At 74.9% G+C, this 15,559-nt stretch carries 13 protein-coding genes; 3 read left to right on the top strand and 10 right to left on the bottom strand.

Annotated features, from left to right (window positions below; all coding sequences use genetic code 11):
• Positions 1 to 65 precede the first annotated feature (65 nt).
• The 3 genes from hpnD to ACYVO2_RS25020 all read right to left on the bottom strand — a co-directional run bounded on the left by hpnD (position 66) and on the right by ACYVO2_RS25020 (position 3,158).
• Complete coding sequence (hpnD, locus tag ACYVO2_RS25030) at positions 66 to 1,037, bottom strand: presqualene diphosphate synthase HpnD (protein WP_461010223.1); 972 nt, start codon at positions 1,035 to 1,037, stop codon at positions 66 to 68.
• A gap of 8 nt (positions 1,038 to 1,045) precedes the next feature.
• Positions 1,046 to 1,900 carry a squalene synthase HpnC gene (gene hpnC / locus ACYVO2_RS25025; protein ID WP_461010230.1) on the bottom strand — a complete coding sequence of 285 codons (855 nt, stop codon included), beginning with the start codon at positions 1,898 to 1,900 and terminating at the stop codon, positions 1,046 to 1,048.
• A gap of 634 nt (positions 1,901 to 2,534) precedes the next feature.
• Positions 2,535 to 3,158, bottom strand: coding sequence for a TetR/AcrR family transcriptional regulator (locus tag ACYVO2_RS25020; RefSeq protein WP_461010222.1), 624 nt, complete (start codon positions 3,156 to 3,158; stop codon positions 2,535 to 2,537).
• A gap of 96 nt (positions 3,159 to 3,254) precedes the next feature.
• Here ACYVO2_RS25020 and ACYVO2_RS25015 point away from each other — a divergent pair, with 96 nt between their 5' ends.
• A complete protein-coding gene (locus tag ACYVO2_RS25015; protein WP_461010221.1) occupies positions 3,255 to 5,414 on the top strand; it encodes an MMPL family transporter in 2,160 nt (719 codons plus the stop codon).
• Between the two features lie 82 nt (positions 5,415 to 5,496).
• On the opposite strand, the gene ACYVO2_RS25010 is transcribed toward ACYVO2_RS25015, so the two are convergent.
• From ACYVO2_RS25010 to ACYVO2_RS24980, 7 genes are all read right to left on the bottom strand, one after another.
• Positions 5,497 to 6,279, bottom strand: coding sequence for an ABC transporter ATP-binding protein (locus ACYVO2_RS25010; RefSeq protein WP_461010220.1), 783 nt, complete (start codon positions 6,277 to 6,279; stop codon positions 5,497 to 5,499).
• Positions 6,272 to 7,201, bottom strand: coding sequence for an ABC transporter permease (locus ACYVO2_RS25005; RefSeq protein ID WP_461010219.1), 930 nt, complete (start codon positions 7,199 to 7,201; stop codon positions 6,272 to 6,274). The genes ACYVO2_RS25010 and ACYVO2_RS25005 overlap by 8 nt, the downstream gene beginning before the upstream one ends.
• Before the next feature lie 91 nt (positions 7,202 to 7,292).
• Positions 7,293 to 8,138 (bottom strand): glycosyltransferase family 2 protein, encoded by an 846-nt coding sequence (locus tag ACYVO2_RS25000; protein ID WP_461010229.1) that lies wholly within the window; start codon positions 8,136 to 8,138, stop codon positions 7,293 to 7,295.
• Between the two features lie 196 nt (positions 8,139 to 8,334).
• Entirely contained in the window at positions 8,335 to 9,129 is a 795-nt protein-coding gene (locus ACYVO2_RS24995; RefSeq protein WP_461010218.1) for a CDP-alcohol phosphatidyltransferase family protein, read from the bottom strand.
• Complete coding sequence (locus ACYVO2_RS24990; RefSeq protein ID WP_461010217.1) at positions 9,098 to 10,168, bottom strand: iron-containing alcohol dehydrogenase family protein; 1,071 nt, start codon at positions 10,166 to 10,168, stop codon at positions 9,098 to 9,100. The genes ACYVO2_RS24995 and ACYVO2_RS24990 overlap by 32 nt, the downstream gene beginning before the upstream one ends.
• Positions 10,156 to 10,893: a phosphocholine cytidylyltransferase family protein gene (locus tag ACYVO2_RS24985; RefSeq protein ID WP_461010216.1), complete on the bottom strand. Its 738-nt coding sequence runs from the start codon at positions 10,891 to 10,893 to the stop codon at positions 10,156 to 10,158. Before ACYVO2_RS24985 ends, ACYVO2_RS24990 begins: the two co-directional genes overlap by 13 nt.
• The gene (locus tag ACYVO2_RS24980; RefSeq protein WP_461010228.1) at positions 10,890 to 12,752 is read right to left on the bottom strand and encodes a DUF5941 domain-containing protein; all 1,863 of its coding nucleotides are present in this window, start codon (positions 12,750 to 12,752) and stop codon (positions 10,890 to 10,892) included. The genes ACYVO2_RS24985 and ACYVO2_RS24980 overlap by 4 nt, the downstream gene beginning before the upstream one ends.
• A 344-nt stretch (positions 12,753 to 13,096) precedes the next feature.
• Between ACYVO2_RS24980 and galE the strand changes: the two genes are divergently transcribed.
• Positions 13,097 to 14,083, top strand: coding sequence for a UDP-glucose 4-epimerase GalE (gene galE / locus ACYVO2_RS24975; RefSeq protein ID WP_461010215.1), 987 nt, complete (start codon positions 13,097 to 13,099; stop codon positions 14,081 to 14,083).
• A 455-nt stretch (positions 14,084 to 14,538) separates the two neighbouring features.
• Positions 14,539 to 15,480, top strand: coding sequence for a cation diffusion facilitator family transporter (locus ACYVO2_RS24970; RefSeq protein WP_461010214.1), 942 nt, complete (start codon positions 14,539 to 14,541; stop codon positions 15,478 to 15,480).
• The last annotated feature ends 79 nt before the right edge of the window (positions 15,481 to 15,559 follow it).

Here is a 15,559-nt window from a genome sequence, read left to right as displayed (position 1 = left end):
GCCCGGGACCCGCGCCGGGGCGGGGGCGCTGCCGCGCCCGGCGCCCGGCCCGCCGTCCGGCACTCTCACGAGCGACCCCGGCCGGCGGTGGCGCGGGCGGCCTGCCGCGGGTGCAGGCCGGTCAGGCCGCGCAGCGCCACGTACGCCTTCTCGTGGCCCGGCAGGGAGATCCGGCCGCGCAGGACGGCCGCGGGGTCGGCGGTGATCCGGGCGAGCAGCCGGTGGTAGATCCCGGCCATCGCGGCCACGCAGGCGCCGCTGCGCCGGTCGAGCATGGGCAGCAGCCGCAGGCCCTCGTCGAACAGCCCTTCGGCGCGCCGGGCCTCGAAGCGGACCAGGCCGGTGAAGTCGGCGCCCGGCGGCACCGTGCCCCCGCCGAACGCCTCAAGCCCGAAGCCGTCGGGGCAGCCGAACTTGGCCAGGTCCTCCCGGGGGAGGTAGACCCGGCCGTTGGCGGCGTCCTCGCGCACGTCGCGCAGGATGTTGGTGAGCTGGAGCGCCAGGCCCAGGGTGTCGGCGATCTCCGGGGCCCGCTCCGCGCCGCGGGCGCCGGGCACGGTGCCGAACACGCCCAGGGAGAGCCGGCCGATGGCCCCGGCCACGCAGCGGCAGTACCGGCGCAGCTCGTCCCACGTCTCGTACTCCGTGCCGCGCACGTCCATGAGCACACCGTCGATCAGTTCGTCCAGCGCCCCGAGCGGGATGGGGAAGCGGTTCGCGGCGTGCGCGAGCGCGACGGCCACCGGATCGGTGTCGTCCTCGCGGACGGCGCCGGACCGGATCCGCTCCAGCAGCGTACGGCTCTCCGCCAGGCGCCGCGCCTTGACCTCGGCGTCCGCGGTGCCGTCGCCGATGTCGTCTATGCGGCGGGCGAAGGCGTAGATGGCGGACATGGCCCGCCGCTTGGGCGGGGGCAGCAGCTTGATGCCGTAGGCGAAGTTGCGTGCCTGGAGCCCGGTGACGGTCTCGCAGTAGTCGTAGGCCGCCTGAACAGGCAGGGACGGCTGCGGGCCGCCGGAGGCTCGGGGAGCGTCCACGGGCTGGTTCACCTCTTCCTTCGCAGGGTCGCAGCCACCTCGCGGAGCACGGCGGACCTGCCCGCCTTCGGCGGTCCGGGGAGCACATCGTGGTGCGCCGCGGCGATCGCGTCGAGGGTGGCTCGCCCGCCCGCGACGAAACCGGCCAGCAGCAGCCTGAGCCGGCCGCGCACGCTCGCCACGAGCGCGGTGCCCTCCTCCAGCAGCTCGCCGGCCCTGGCGGCCTCGAACGCGACCAGGTCGCGCACGGCCCGGTTCGCGGTGGGCCGGGCGAGGTCGGCCTCGGTGACGCCGAAGCGCGCCATGTCGCGCTCGGGCAGGTAGATCCGGTCGCGGGCGAGGTCCTCGGCGACGTCCTGGAGGTGCTCGACGACCTGGAGGGCGGTGCACACCGCGTCGGAGCGGCGGATCCGCTCGGGGCTGGCGGCGCCGGTCATCCGCAGCACCAGGTGCCCGACCGGGTTGGCGGACAGCTCGCAGTACTCGAGCAGTTGCTCCCAGGTGGCGTAGCGGCGCACCGTCTGGTCGCGGCGGTTGGCCTCCACCAGACGGGTGAACGGCTCCGGGGTGAGCGCGTGCCGCCGCACGCTGGGGACCAGCGCCCGCAGCAGCGGGTGGCGGGGGGTGCCGGTGAAGACCCGGCCGAGGTCGGCCTCCAGCGCGTCGAGCAGGGCGAGGCGGTCCTCGGTGCCCGAGGGGAGGCCGAGCCAGGCCGCGTCGTCCCGGCCGGGCGGCAGGTCGCCGTCGCCGATGTCGTCCACCAGGCGGGCGAAGCCGTAGACGGCCATGAGGTCGGCGCGGGCGCGGGCGGGCAGGAAGAAGGGGGCCACGGGGAAGTTCTCGCGCGCCGCCTTGGCCAGCACGCCGTCCGGCCGGGCCGCGGCGCCCCGGGTGGCTGCGCGAGGAGCGCGGGCACCGGAGGGACCCGGCCTGTCGCGCTCCTCCTCGACCGTCACAGCGGACGGCCCGCGGGGCGGGCGTGGACCGCGTTCCCGCCCCGGACCGGACTTCCGGTCCCGGCGGGAATGCTGGAGATGGTCCCTCGGGCCATTGCCGTCACATCCCCGTTCTACACCGTCGGTCGTGGCCAGCACCGGTCGGACACGCCGCACCGACGCGTCACGGCCCGGGGTGCCGGCGACCCGGGAGACCCGGTCGTGACCTGCGCGATCCGGTGGTGGTCCCGGGTGCGGGACCGGCGCGTCCGGAACCCACTGGATCAGTACCGCTACAGCTTACGGCGGTGTCCGGGCGCCCGTGCGCCGGGGCGCCGCCCCGCTACCGAACCGGTACCCGGCGGGTACTCCCCATGGACGAACCGTGGGACGCCCATGGGCGGGACGTGGGCATCCCATGGCCGACGCGGGCCGGACGGCGCCGCCCGGGTGGGGCGGTCCGGGTGGCGCGGCCCGGGTGACGCGGCCCCGGAGGGTCACCGCTTCGGGTGGCGCGGGCGGACGGCGTGCCGCGCGAGGGGGCGGCGGCACGCGGGGGCGCTCAGGTGTGCCGCAGTCCCGTGGCGACCACGTCGAGGACCCGCTCGACGACCTCGTCGCGCTGCTCGTCGCCGGGCAGGGCGAGGGAGCCGTCGAGGAACATCAGGCACAGCCCGTGCAGCGGCGACCAGGCGGCTATCTCGGCGTACGGCCTGCGGGACGCGGGCATGCGCCCGGCGGCGAGCAGCTCGTCGAGCACCTCGGCCAGCATCGCGTAGGAGCGGACCCGCGGGTGCCTGCCCGGCTCCTTGGGCGGCAGGTCCTGGTGCTGGAACGCCGAGCGGTACAGGCCAGGCTCGGCGAGCGCGAAGCCGATGTAGCCGCGGGCCATGGCGCGCAGCCTGCGCTCGGCCTCCTCGCCGCGGTCCGGCAGGGTCGGGCCCGCGGCGACGGCGCCCGCCATGGCGTCGGCGAGCCGCTCCTGCGCCGCCAGCTTGACCGCGAGGAGCAGGTCCTGGCGGTTGTCGAAGTGGCGGTAGGCGGCGGTGGCGGACACCCCGACCCGGCGGGCGGCCTCCCGCAGCACCACCGCCTCGGGCCCGCCCGCGCGGGCCAGCTCGGTGGCGGCGGCGACCAGGGCGTTGCGCAGGTCCCCGTGGTGGTAGCGGTCGCGTCGGCTCCTCATGGTGTCCACCCCCTCATGCTGCCCGATGTTGACAGTGTTACCTTGCGCTCGTCAGACTGATGTTCACATCGTAAACTTTTCTACGGGGGTACTCCTGTGCTCGATCGGATCAGCGGGCTCGCGCTGCGGCGCGCCCGCCTGGTACTGGCCGCGACCGTGCTCGCGGTGGTCGCCATGGCGGCCGTGGGCCTCGGGGCCTTCGGCAAGCTCCAGCCCGGCGGCGACCAGGACCCGGACGCCCCCTCCGCCCGGGCGCAGGCCCTGGTGGAGGAGCGGTTCGGCGGGGAGACCAACCTGGTGCTGCTGGTGCGGGCCGACGGCGGGCCCGACACGGCCGCCGCCCGCGCCGAGGGGCGGCGGCTGACCGGCGAGCTGAAGGCCGAGCCGGCCGTCGCCAACGTGGTCTCCTACTGGGACTCCGGCGCCCGGGCCCTGAAGTCGCGCGACGGCGGCGAGGCCCTGGTGCTGGCCCACGTCAGGGGCGACGAGAAGAAGCAGCGGGAGAACACCGAGGCGCTCGTCGACCGGTACACCGGCGACCTCGGGGCGATCGAGGTCACCGCGGGCGGCACCGCGGCCGTCGGGCACGACCTGACCGCCCAGGTCGGCAAGGACCTCGCGATCGCCGAGGCCATCGCCGTGCCGGTCACGCTGGTGCTGCTGGTGCTCGCCTTCGGCAGCGTGGTCGCGGCGCTGCTGCCGCTGGTGATCGGCCTGATCGCGATCCTCGGCACGTTCGCCGGGCTGTTCGTGCTCGGCAGCCTCACCGACGTGTCGGTGTTCTCGATCAACCTCGCCACCGCGCTCGGCCTGGGTCTGGGCATCGACTACGCGCTGCTGCTGGTCAGCCGGTTCCGCGAGCAGCTCGCCGACGGGCAGCAGGTGCCCGAGGCGCTGCGGCGCACCGTGCGCACCGCCGGGCGCACCATCGCCTTCTCCGCGGCGACCGTGGTGGCCGCGCTGTCCGCGCTGCTGCTGTTCCCGCCGTACTTCCTGCGCTCCTTCGCCTACGCCGGGATCGGCGTGGTGGTGGTCGCCGCCGCCGCGGCCCTGCTGGTGGTGCCGGCGCTGCTGGCCGTGCTCGGGCACCGGGTGAACGGCGGGCGGCTGCCGTGGGCGCGCGCCGCGCGGCGGTCGGACGCGCCGCTGTGGGGGCACCTGGCGCGCACGGTGATGCGGCGGCCGCTGCTGACCGCGGGGCCCGTGGTGGCGCTGCTGCTGCTCGCGGCGAGCCCGCTGCTCGGGGTCACCTTCGGCACGCCCGACGAGCGGGTGCTGCCCGAGTCGGCGGCCAGTCGCCAGGTGTCCGAGGAGGTGCGGGCCTTCTTCCCCGGCGACGACGCGAACGCCGTGCAGGTGGTCACCACCGGCGCCGTGGCCGCGGGCCCGCTGGCGGACTACGCGGAGCGGCTGTCCCGGCTGCCCGGGGTGGTGCGCGTCGACTCAAGCGCCGGCTCCTGGGCGGCGGGCGCCGAGCAGGGCACGCCGCCCGGCGCCGCCGCGCTCGGCCGGCCCGACGCGCAGCGGCTGAGCGTCGTCGGCGCCCACCCGCCGAAGTCCGGCGCGGCGCAGGAGCTGGTGCACCGGGTGCGGGCGGCGCAGCCGCCCGAGGGCGCCGAGGTGCTGGTCGGCGGAACGGACGCGCGCCTGGTGGACTCCAAGGCGTCCATCGGCGACCGGCTGCCCGCCGCGCTCGGCTGGATCGTGATCACCACCTATGTGCTGCTGTTCCTGTTCACCGGCAGCGTGGTGCAGCCGCTGCGGGCGCTGCTGCTGAACGCGCTCAGCCTGGGCGCGGCCGTCGGCGCCATGGTGTGGGTCTTCCAGGAGGGGCACCTGGCCTCGCTGCTCGGGTTCACCCCGCAGCCGATGGACACCTCCATGACGGTGCTGCTGTTCTGCATCACCTTCGGCCTGTCCATGGACTACGAGGTGTTCCTCACCAGCCGCGTCAAGGAGCTGCACGACGCGGGCGCGGACCCGGTGGAGGCGGTGGCCGGGGGGCTGGCCCGCACCGGCCGGATCGTCACCATGGCCGCGGGCCTGCTGGCGGTGAGCTTCTTCGCCTTCGCCACCGGCGACGTCAGCTTCATCCAGATGTTCGGCCTCGGCAGCGGGCTGGCGATCCTCATCGACGCGGTGCTGATCCGCGGGGTACTGGTCCCGGCGGCGTTCCGGCTGCTCGGCCGGGCGGCGTGGTACGCGCCCCGGCCCCTGCGCCGGCTGCACGGCAGGGTCGCGCTCAGCGAGGCCTGAGCCGCGGGCCCGCCGCCCCGGGCCGCCGCGCACACGAAGGCTCCGCCGCCCGCGCGGGCGGCGGAGCCTGCTCACCGCGTGCTCACTTCTTGTTGGTCTTGGCCTCGTACGCCTTGAGGACCTCGTCCGTCGGGCCGTCCATGATCATCTCGCCCGCCTCGAGCCAGATCACGCGCTCGCAGGTGTCCCGGATGGACTTGTTGTTGTGGCTGACCAGGAAGACGGTGCCGGCCTCCTTGCGCAGCTCCCGGATCCGGGCCTCGGAGCGCTTCTGGAACTCCCGGTCGCCGGTGGCCAGCGCCTCGTCGATCATCAGCACGTCGTGGCTCTTGGCCGCGGCGATGGAGAACCGCAGGCGGGCCGCCATGCCGGAGGAGTAGGTGCGCATCGGCAGGGAGATGAAGTCGCCCTTGTCGTTGATGCCGGAGAACTTCACGATGTCGTCGTACTTCGACCTGATCTGGTCCATGCTCATGCCCATGGCCAGACCGCCGAGGATCACGTTCCGCTCGCCGGTCAGGTCGTTCATCAGCGCGGCGTTCACGCCGAGCAGCGACGGCTGACCGTCGGTGTACACCTTGCCGCTGGCCGGCGGCAGCAGCCCCGCGACGGCCTTGAGCAGGGTGGACTTGCCCGATCCGTTGCTGCCGATCAGGCCGATCGCCTCGCCCCGGTAGGCGATGAAGCTCACACCCTTGACCGCGTGCACCTCGCGCACGGTCGGGGACGTCTTGCGCCGGACGATGCGGCTCAGCGCCGCGGTGGCGCTGCCCTTGCCGCTGCCCGCGCCGTGCACGCGGTAGATCACGTGCAGGTTGTCCACGATGACGGTGGGGATCCGCTCACCACTGCTCTGCTCAGCCACGGCCGTACGACTCCTCAGCCTTCCAGAAGTAAACGAATCCGAACAAAGCCATCACCACGGCCCACCCCGCCGCGAGCCCCCACACGTGCGGGGACAGGTAGTCGGTGTCCACCGACTCCATCAACGCGAACCGCATCAGGTCGATGTAGATCGCCGCCGGGTTCAGGTCCAGCAGGATCTCCGCCCAGCGGGGGGCGTCGTCGAGCATGTGGTCGATGCTGTAGAAGACGCCCGAAGCGTACAGCCAGGTCCGGGTGATGAACGGCATGAGCTGCGTCATGTCACGGACCTTGCTGCCTATCCGCGCCATCACCAGGGCGAGCCCGGTGTTGAACAGCGCCTGGAGCAGCAGGGCGGGGATGGCGAGCAGCCAGGTCAGACCGGGTGCCTCGCCGGTCAGCAGCACGACGAGCACCAGCACGCTCATCGACACCAGCAGTTGCTGGAGCTGGATGAGGGTGAAGGCGATCGGCAGGCACGCGCGGGGGAAGTGCAGCGCGCGCACCAGGCCGAGGTTGTCGGCGATGGAGCGGGTGCCCGACATCACCGAGCTCTGGGTGAAGGTGAAGATGAACACACCGGTGATGAGGAACGCCGGATAGTTCTCGATGCCCCGGTCGGTCCCCAGCAGCAGGCCGAAGATCAGGTAGTACACCCCCGCGTTCATCAGCGGGGTGAGCACCTGCCACACCTGGCCGAGGCGCGCCTTGGTGTACATCGCGGTGAGGCGGGCCCGGGCGTAGGCCGAAATGAAGTGCCTGCGGCCCCACAACTGCCGGACGTACTCCGGCAGCGGGGGGCGGGCCCCGCTGACCGCCAGACCGTACTTCGCCGCCAGCTCGGCCGGGGACAGGCCGTCGTCGGGCGACTTCGCCGGCGGGGCGCCGAGGGCGACCGCACCGTCGTGCGTTGTCTCGCTCACAGTTGACACTTTCATCCTCAAGGGGCGTATGCCGAGAGGGGCGTATGCCGAGTCGGCTGGGGTGCGCCCGATGCTCTCAGGTCCGAGCTTGTCAGATGACGGGAGGTCGGCCCAGTCGGGTCATGCGCCACACCGTGCGCCAGCGCATGGGACGGCGCTTTCCGCACGGGGTGGTCCAGCCCTCGGCGAACCCGCCGAACCACGCCCGCAGGGCCTGGCGGGAGGGCCTGCGGGCCAGGGTGAGCAGGACCCACGAACCGAGGTAGGCGGGGACGAGCGGCCACGGCAGGTTGCGCCGCGCCAGCCACACCCGGTTCCTGGCGACCATCCGGTGGTACACCGCGTGCCTGCTGGGGGCGGTCGCGGGGTGGTGCAGCAGCATGTCGGCGCGGTACTCCACCGACCAGCCCGCGTCCAGCGCGCGCCAGGCCAGGTCGGTCTCCTCGTGGGCGTAGAAGAACTCGTCCGGCAGGCCGCCGACGTCCGCGAAGACCGCGGAGCGCACCGCGGTGGCGCCGCCGAGGAACGTGGTGACCTTCGAGGAGCGCATCGGGTCCGAGGCGCGCAGCCGGGGGACGTGGCGGCGCTGGGTGGTGCCCGTCTCGGGGTCGGCGATGCGGAAGCTGACGATGCCGAGCCGCGGGTCGGCCGAGAACGCCTCGCGGACCCTGGCCGCGGTGTCGGTCAGGGGCAGCACGCCGTCGTCGTCCAGGAACAGCACGGCGTCCACCTCCTCGCCGCGCGGCCCGAACGCCTCCACGCCGGCGTTGCGCCCGGCGGGGATGCCGACGTTCTCCGGCAGCTCGATCCCGCGCACCCCGTCGGGCAGCTCGGGCAGCGGGGCGCCGTTGCCGACGACGACGACGCGCACCGGCGCGCCCTCCTGCGCGGCGACGGAGTCCAGCAGGGTCCGCAGCTCCCGGGGCCGGTCGCCCATGGTGAGCACGACCGCGCCGAGGGTGAAGGTGCCGGGCGGGGCCGGGGCGCCGCCCGCGGGCGGGGGCTCGGGGACGGCCGCCGGCGGGTCGCCGCCGTCCTTCGCCGGGGCGCCGGCCGGGTCGCCGACCGGGGCGCCGTCCCGCGCCGCCGTCGCCTCGAGGGGGGTGGTCCTGCCGCTGTCCTTCATGGGGCGCTCACCGCAGCCTGTTCGACGCCAGAATGCTCACCAGGTGCAGCACCGTCTGCACCACCGCCACGCAGGCCAGCACCGCCACCGCCAGCCTGGTCCAGTACAGGTTCCCCGCGAGGGCGTCGGCGACCCCGGCGGCCAGGATCACCAGGGACGCCTCGACGCCGCCGACGAGCCGGTGGAACTTCAGCGCGGCGGCCGCCCTGCGGGCCAGGGCCACCTTCGCGGAGCGGGGCACCGACGCGGCGTCCTGCGCGGCGGGCAGGCCGCTGCGGGAGCGGGCCACGTCCACCAGGTCGGTCTCCGCCTTGATCAGGATCGCGCCGAGGGCGCAGACCGCGCCGATGAACGCCCACTCCCACCGGGTGGCCGAGCCCTCCCGGTGGAACAGGTCGGCCGCCCGCAGCCCGGCGCCGGTCAGCAGCGCAGCCTCGGCCAGGTAGTGGCCTATCCGGTCCAGGTACACGCCGGTGACGGAGGTCTGCCGGCGCCAGCGGGCCACCTCGCCGTCCACGCAGTCCAGCAGCAGGTACACCTGGATCAGCACGGCGCCGAGCACGGCGCCGGCCAGGCCGGGCACCAGCAGGCAGGCGCCGGCGGCGACACCGGTGAGCACCATGAGGTGGGTGAGCTGGTTGGGGCTCACCCGCGCGTGCACCAGGTGGCGGGTGATCCGCAGCGAGATCTCCCGCATGTAGATCCGCCCGGCCCAGTGCTCGCCGCTGCGGCGGTCCTTCAGCCCGGCCGGGTGCACGACCGGGCGCAGCTCAGCCGCGGAGGGCTTTGACAGCTTTGGCATAGTCGGTGTAGGCGTCCCGAATCGCGTCGTGGTCGAGGTCCAGGTGCTCCAGGATGGTGAAGCGCCCGGGGCGGGTCTGCGGGGCGTACTCGACGGCGGCGACGAACTCCTCGTCGCCGAAGCCGATCTCGCCGGGCAGGACGGGCAGGCCGTGGCGGGCCAGGCAGTCGACGATCAGGCCGGACTCCTCGACCGCGCCGCGCAGGTGCATGGCGAACGCCGCCCCGATGCCGACCTGCTCCCCGTGCAGCGCCGCCCGCCTGGGGTGGAGCAGGTCCAGGGCGTGCGAGATCTCGTGGCAGGCGCCGGAGGAGGGGCGGGTGTGCCCGGCGATGGACATGGCGATGCCGGAGAGCACCAGGCCCTCGGAGAGCACGGTGAGGAACTCGTCGTCGCCCGCGCCGCCCGGGTGGCGCAGCACCGACTCCCCGGCGGTGCGCGCCATGGCCGCGGCCAGGCCGTCGATGGGCTCGCCGGTCTCCCGGTGGGACAGCTCCCAGTCGGCGATGGCGGAGATGTTCGACACGGCGTCGCCGATGCCGGAGCGGACGAACCGCACGGGCGCGTCCCGGATCACGTCCAGGTCGATGACCAGGCCGATCGGGGTCGGCACGCCGTAGGAGCCGCGTCCGGCGTCGTTGTCCAGGATGGACACCGGCGAGCAGATGCCGTCGTGGGAGAGGTTGGTGGCGACGGCCACCATGGGCAGGCCGACGCGCGCCGCGGCGTACTTGGCGGCGTCGATGATCTTGCCGCCGCCGAGGCCGACGACGGCGTCGTAGCGGCGGCCGCGCATGGCGTCGGCGAGCTTGACCGCCGAGTCGATGGTGCCGTCGGCGACCGGGTACCAGTCGGCGCCGGGCAACTGCGGCGCCAGCCGGTCGCGCAGGGCCGCGCCGGAGCCGCCGCTGATGGCGACGGCGATCTGCCCCGAGGTGGAGATGCGCTGGTCCGCGAGGATCACGGCCAGGTCGGCGAGGGCTCCGGCGCGGATGTCGACGACGACGGGTGAGGGGATGAGTCGGGTCAGTACCGGCACGCGATCTCCCGCCCGCGGGTGAGGTCGTCGAGGTTGTCGATCTCGATCCACGGCACGTCGCCGATCGCGGCGGTGTCCACGGTGAAGCCGCGGTCGACCAGCTCCTGGTAGCCGTCCTCGTAGTAGAGCTGCGGGTCGCGCTCGTAGGTGGTGCGCAGCGCGTCGGCGAGGTCGTCCGCGGCCTCCGGCTCGATGAGGGTGACGCCGATGTACTCGCCGGTGGCCTCGGCCGGGTCCATGAGCTTGGTGATGCGGCGCACGCCCGCGCCGTCCTCGGCGACGACCTTCATCTCCTCGTCGGCGAGCTTCTTGACGGTGTCGAGCGCGAGGATGATCCGCCTGCCGCCGCCGCGGGCGTCCAGCAGCGTGCGCTCGACGGAGACCGGGTGGACGGTGTCGCCGTTGGCCAGGATCACGCCCTCCTTGATCACGTCGCGGGCGCACCACAGCGAGTAGGCGTTGTTCCACTCCTCGGCCTTGTCGTTCTCCACGAGGTGGAGGGTGACGCCGTACTTCTTCTCCAGCGAGGCCTTCCGCTCGCGGACGGCCTCGCCGCGGTAGCCGATGACCACGGCCACGTCCCGCAGTCCGACCTCGGCGAAGTTGGCGAGGGTGAGGTCGAGGACGGTCCTGTCGCCGTCCACCGGCACCAGCGCCTTGGGGAGGGTGTCGGTGTAGGGGCGCAGACGCCGTCCGGCGCCGGCCGCCAGCACGAGGCCGATCATGCGGGTTCTCCTGTTTCGTCGTGTACTGCGGGTGCGGAGGCGGACATCCAGAACCGGACGCTCTCGGTGAGCACCACCAGGGCCAGCACCGCGGCGAGACCGGCGAGGACGGCCCGGAGGGCGCCCTCGTGTCCGTACGCGAGGGCGGCCACGGCAGTGATCACCAGCGTCCGGCCCTCGTGCCCGCCGATCGCTCGGACCAGTCGGCGCGGGGGCGCACCGGTGCCACCGCGGATGCGGTACACCGTGTCGTAGTGATGGTAGGCGACCGCCGCAACCAGCCCGAAAGCCGCCGGCAAGGCACTGTTCACCCCGGAGTCGCCCGCGCGCACGGCCAGCGCGAGTACTGTCGTGTACTCGGCGGCCCGGAAGATCGGGGGGACGAGCCAGTCGAGGGAGCCGGTCAGGGGGCGGGACACGGCTTCTCCCGAGGCTGACGCGTACACGATGGCCGCGAGGACCGGCCACCAGCTCCCTTCCGGAGCCAGGCAGGCGGTGCCCACCATGGCGACGGCTCCCGAGGCGGCCGCCAGCGGCGCGGACATGGCGTGCCCGAGCCGGGTGAGCAGGTGCGCGAGGGGGCCGGAGTCGGCGAGCTCGGCGAGGGCCCGGCCCGACGCCTCGGGCCGCTTGGCCGCCGAGCGGCGGGGCAGGGTGCGCAGCACGCGCCCGGCCGTGGTGTAGCAGGTGGCCAGCGCCATGGCGGCGAGCAGGACGAGGAAGACGGTGCGGGGAGTGGTGACGGCGGTGAGGACGGCGATCAGCGCCCAGCGCTCGCCGATCGGCAGCACCACCATCCGGCGCGCCCACACGGTCCAGCCGACGCGGTCCAGGCGCGCGGACAGCGCGGCGGCCGCGGGGGCCTGCGCGCCGTCCGGGGCCGCCTGCCCCTGCGGGCCGCCCGCCGCGGTCGCGGTGTGCCGCTGCGTCTCGTTGAACGAGAAGTCCACGACGTGCCGCACCGTCTGAAGCACCATCGCGCCGAGCGCGAGCGCCCACACGTCCTCGCCGCCCCGGGCGGCGCCGAGCGCGAGCCCGGCGTAGTAGGCGTACTCCTTGGCCCGGTCGAAGGTGGCGTCGAGCCACGCGCCGAGGGTGGAGTACTGCAACGAGTAGCGGGCGAGCTGGCCGTCGGTGCAGTCCAGCACGAACGAGGCCAGCAGCAGCACGCCGGCGGCGACGAGGCCGGGCCTGGTGCCGGTGGCGGCGCAGCCGGCGGCGGCCAGCGCCACCAGCAGCGAAGCCGTGGTGACCTGATTGGGGGTCAGTCCGCGGCGGGCGCACCAGCGGGCCAGGTGGCGCGAGTAGGGGCTGATGAAGAAGGTGGTGAAGAAGCCGTCGCGGCTCTTGACCGCCGAGGCGAGCCTGACCTTCTCCTCGTCCACCGCGGCCACGGCCGCGAGCGCGGCCCGGCGCTCGCCCTCGTCGGCGGGCACCGCGGCGACCAGGGTGCCGAGCGCGGGCCGGTGCACGGCGCAGGACCCGGCCAGGGCGTCCGCGAGCCGCTCGGGGTCCGGCCGCTTGCCGCGCTCGGCCTCGGCCTCGGCCGCGGCGAGCAGGGCGGGGCGCGCCTCGGCCGCGGCGAGCAGGGCGCCGGGGACGGCGGCGGCCGGGAACCGCGGGTCGGTCAGGGCGAGCCGCAGCGCGTGCCGGTGACCGACGAAGCGGCGGTCCACCACGGCGACGCGCTCGCGGGCGGGCAGGGCGGCCAGGCGCGCCACCAGCTCGTCGCAGGATTCGGCCGCGACGGGGTGGAGGCCGAGCGCCCGCAGGTCGTCCTCGAGCGCGGGTGGCCGGCCGCCGTCGGCGGAACGCGGCGCTCCGCCCGGCGGCGGACCGATGAGAATGACGGTGGACAGGCGGATCTCACTCCCTGAGGCGTGCGCGGGCGGGGCTGCGCCGGCCGGTGGCCGTGCCGACGGCTGTGGCGACGGCTGCGGCCCGGTCCCCCGTGGGCATGACGGGAGAGGGTATCGGATGCGCGGCCGGGGCGGCGCCCTGGCTGGCTGGCGCCCCCGACCGGTGTGATCATCATGGCGTGGTGGGCCCGCCGGGGACAAAACGGCGGGCGCGGCGCCCGGCCCGGCGGGGAGTGATCCGCCGGTGAGCGGGCCGCCGGTGAGCGGGCCGCCCGCCTCCGGTCCGGTGGCGCCCGGCCCGCCGGTGGCCGCGGGCGCGGGCCGCCGTCTTAGGGTGTCCGTCCATGACGTGGTTGATTACCGGCGGCGCCGGGTACATCGGCGCCCATGTGACCCGGGCCATGGCCGAGGCCGGTGAGCGGGTGGTGGTGCTGGACGACCTGTCCGGCGGGCTGCCCGGGCGCCTGCCGGACGGTGTGCCGCTCGTCACCGGTACGGTGCTGGACCGCGCCGCGGTGGAGGCGGCCCTGCGCGGGCACGGGGTGACCGGCGTGGTGCACCTCGCGGCGCGCAAGCAGGTCCCGCAGTCCGTGGCGCAGCCGCTGCGGTACTACCACGAGAACGTGGAGGGGCTGCGGATCCTGCTGGACGCCGCCGTGGACGCGGGTGTGGCGGCGTTCGTCTTCTCGTCGTCCGCGGCCGTCTACGGGCTGCCGGACGTGGACCTGGTCACGGAGGACACCCCGTGCGCCCCCCTCAACCCCTACGGGGAGACCAAGCTGGCGGGCGAGTGGCTGGTCCGCGCGGCCGGGCGGGCGCACGGGCTGGCCACGGCGTGCCTGCGCTACTTCAACGTGGCGGGGGCCGCGGCGCCGGAGCTGGCGGACACCGGGGCGGTGAACCTGGTCCCCATGGTGTTCGAACGGCTGTGCGCGGGCGAGCCGCCGCTGATCTTCGGGGACGACTACCCGACGCCCGACGGCACCTGTGTGCGCGACTTCGTCCATGTGGCGGACGTGGCCACGGCGCATGTGGCCGCCGCCCGCCACCTGGCCCGCGGCGGCCCCGGCACCGAGCTGACGGTGAACGTCGGCCGCGGCGAGGGCGTGTCGGTGCGGGCGATGGTGGAGCTGATCGCCGAGGTGACGGGGCTGTCCGCGCCCGGGCCCGCGGTCGCGCCCCGGCGGCCGGGCGACCCGGCGCGGGTGGTGGGCTCGGCGGAGCGGATCGCCGCGCTGCTGGGCTGGCGGGCCGAGCACGGGGTGCGGGAGATGGTGGAGTCCGCGTGGGCGGGCTGGCGGGTGCGGCACCCGGCGGCGGACGGGCGGTAGGGGCGGCCCGGGGCACCGGGCGCGGCACGGGTCGCCGGCGGTGGGCGCCGGGGCGGCTCGGCGTGCGGCGGTGCGCGCCGGGGTGCGGGAGGCGGGGACGCGCCCCGGCGGCGGGACGGGGTCCCGGCGGGTCCGCCGGCCCGGGTGAGCGCTCGCCCGCGACTGCGGCCGGGGGCCGCCGCGGAGCGTGCGGGAGGGGCCGCGGGGGTGCTTCGCGCCGAAGGCCCCGCCCGCCGGGCGTGAGGGCATCGTCGCAGGTCAGCGTGATGACAACCGTTGTCAGTGCTGAGTTGCCGTCAACTTTCCGGCGTTGTTCACTGGTGCGGGCGCGCCCTGCCGACCACGGGGAGGGCGTCGCGAGACAATACCTGTAGGGGGTATCTCGGAGACTCCGCCGGCGCTGCCGCGTCCGGGGCGGTCACCGCGGTGTCGCCGCACGAGAGGAGACCGCGTCCATGGGCGCAGGGCACGCACACGGCCACGGCCACGCCCATCACGGGCACGGCGCGACCGCTGGGGCCGCGCACCGGGGGCGGCTGCGGATCGCGCTGGCGCTGACCCTGGTCACCCTGGCCGCCCAGGTCGTGGGCAGCTTCGTCACCGGGTCCCTCGCGCTGTTCGCCGACGCGGGCCACATGGCCACCGACGCGGCCGGCATCGCGATGGCGCTGGCCGCCATCCACATCGCGGGCCGCCCCGCCACCGACCGGCGCACCTTCGGCTACGCGCGCGCCGAGATCCTGGCGGCCATGGCCAACGCCGTGCTGCTCATAGGCGTCGGGGCGTACATCGCCTACGAGTCCGTCCAGCGGCTGCTGCACCCCTCGCACGTGGAGGGCGCGGCCGCCGTCGCCTTCGCCGCGGTCGGCCTGGTGGCCAACGTCGTCGCGCTGTCGCTGCTCACGGGCGGGCGCAAGGAGAGCCTCAACGTCAAGGGCGCCTATCTGGAGGTGCTGGCCGACACCCTGGGCTCGCTCGCGGTCATCGCGGCCGCGGCGGTGGTGTGGGGCACCGGCTTCACCCGGGCGGACCCCATCGCCTCCCTCGTCATAGCGGCGATGATCGTCCCGCGCACCTGGCAACTGCTGCGCGAGGCGCTCGACGTGCTGCTGGAGGCCGCGCCCCGGCACGTGGACCTGGCGGAGGTCAGGGCCCACCTGCTGGCGCTGCCCGCCGTGGAGGACCTGCACGACCTGCACGCCTGGACCATCACCTCCGGCCTGCCGGTGCTGTCGGCGCACGTCGTCGTGGACGAGCGGGCGCTCGCCGAGCACGGCCACGAGAAGATCCTCCACGACCTCCAGGACTGCCTCGGCGACCACTTCGACGTGGAGCACTGCACCTTCCAGTTGGAGCCCGCGGGCCACGCCGCGCACGAGGCCGGCCTGTGCCACTGACGTGCGCCGCCGGAGCGGCCGCCGGTCACCCCCGGCCGCTCGCGGCGCGGCCGGGGGCGGGGCGGGCGGTGATGCAGAC

The sequence above is a fragment of the Streptomyces capparidis genome (assembly GCF_054782095.1).
This window is presented reverse-complemented; position numbering and strand designations above follow the sequence as displayed.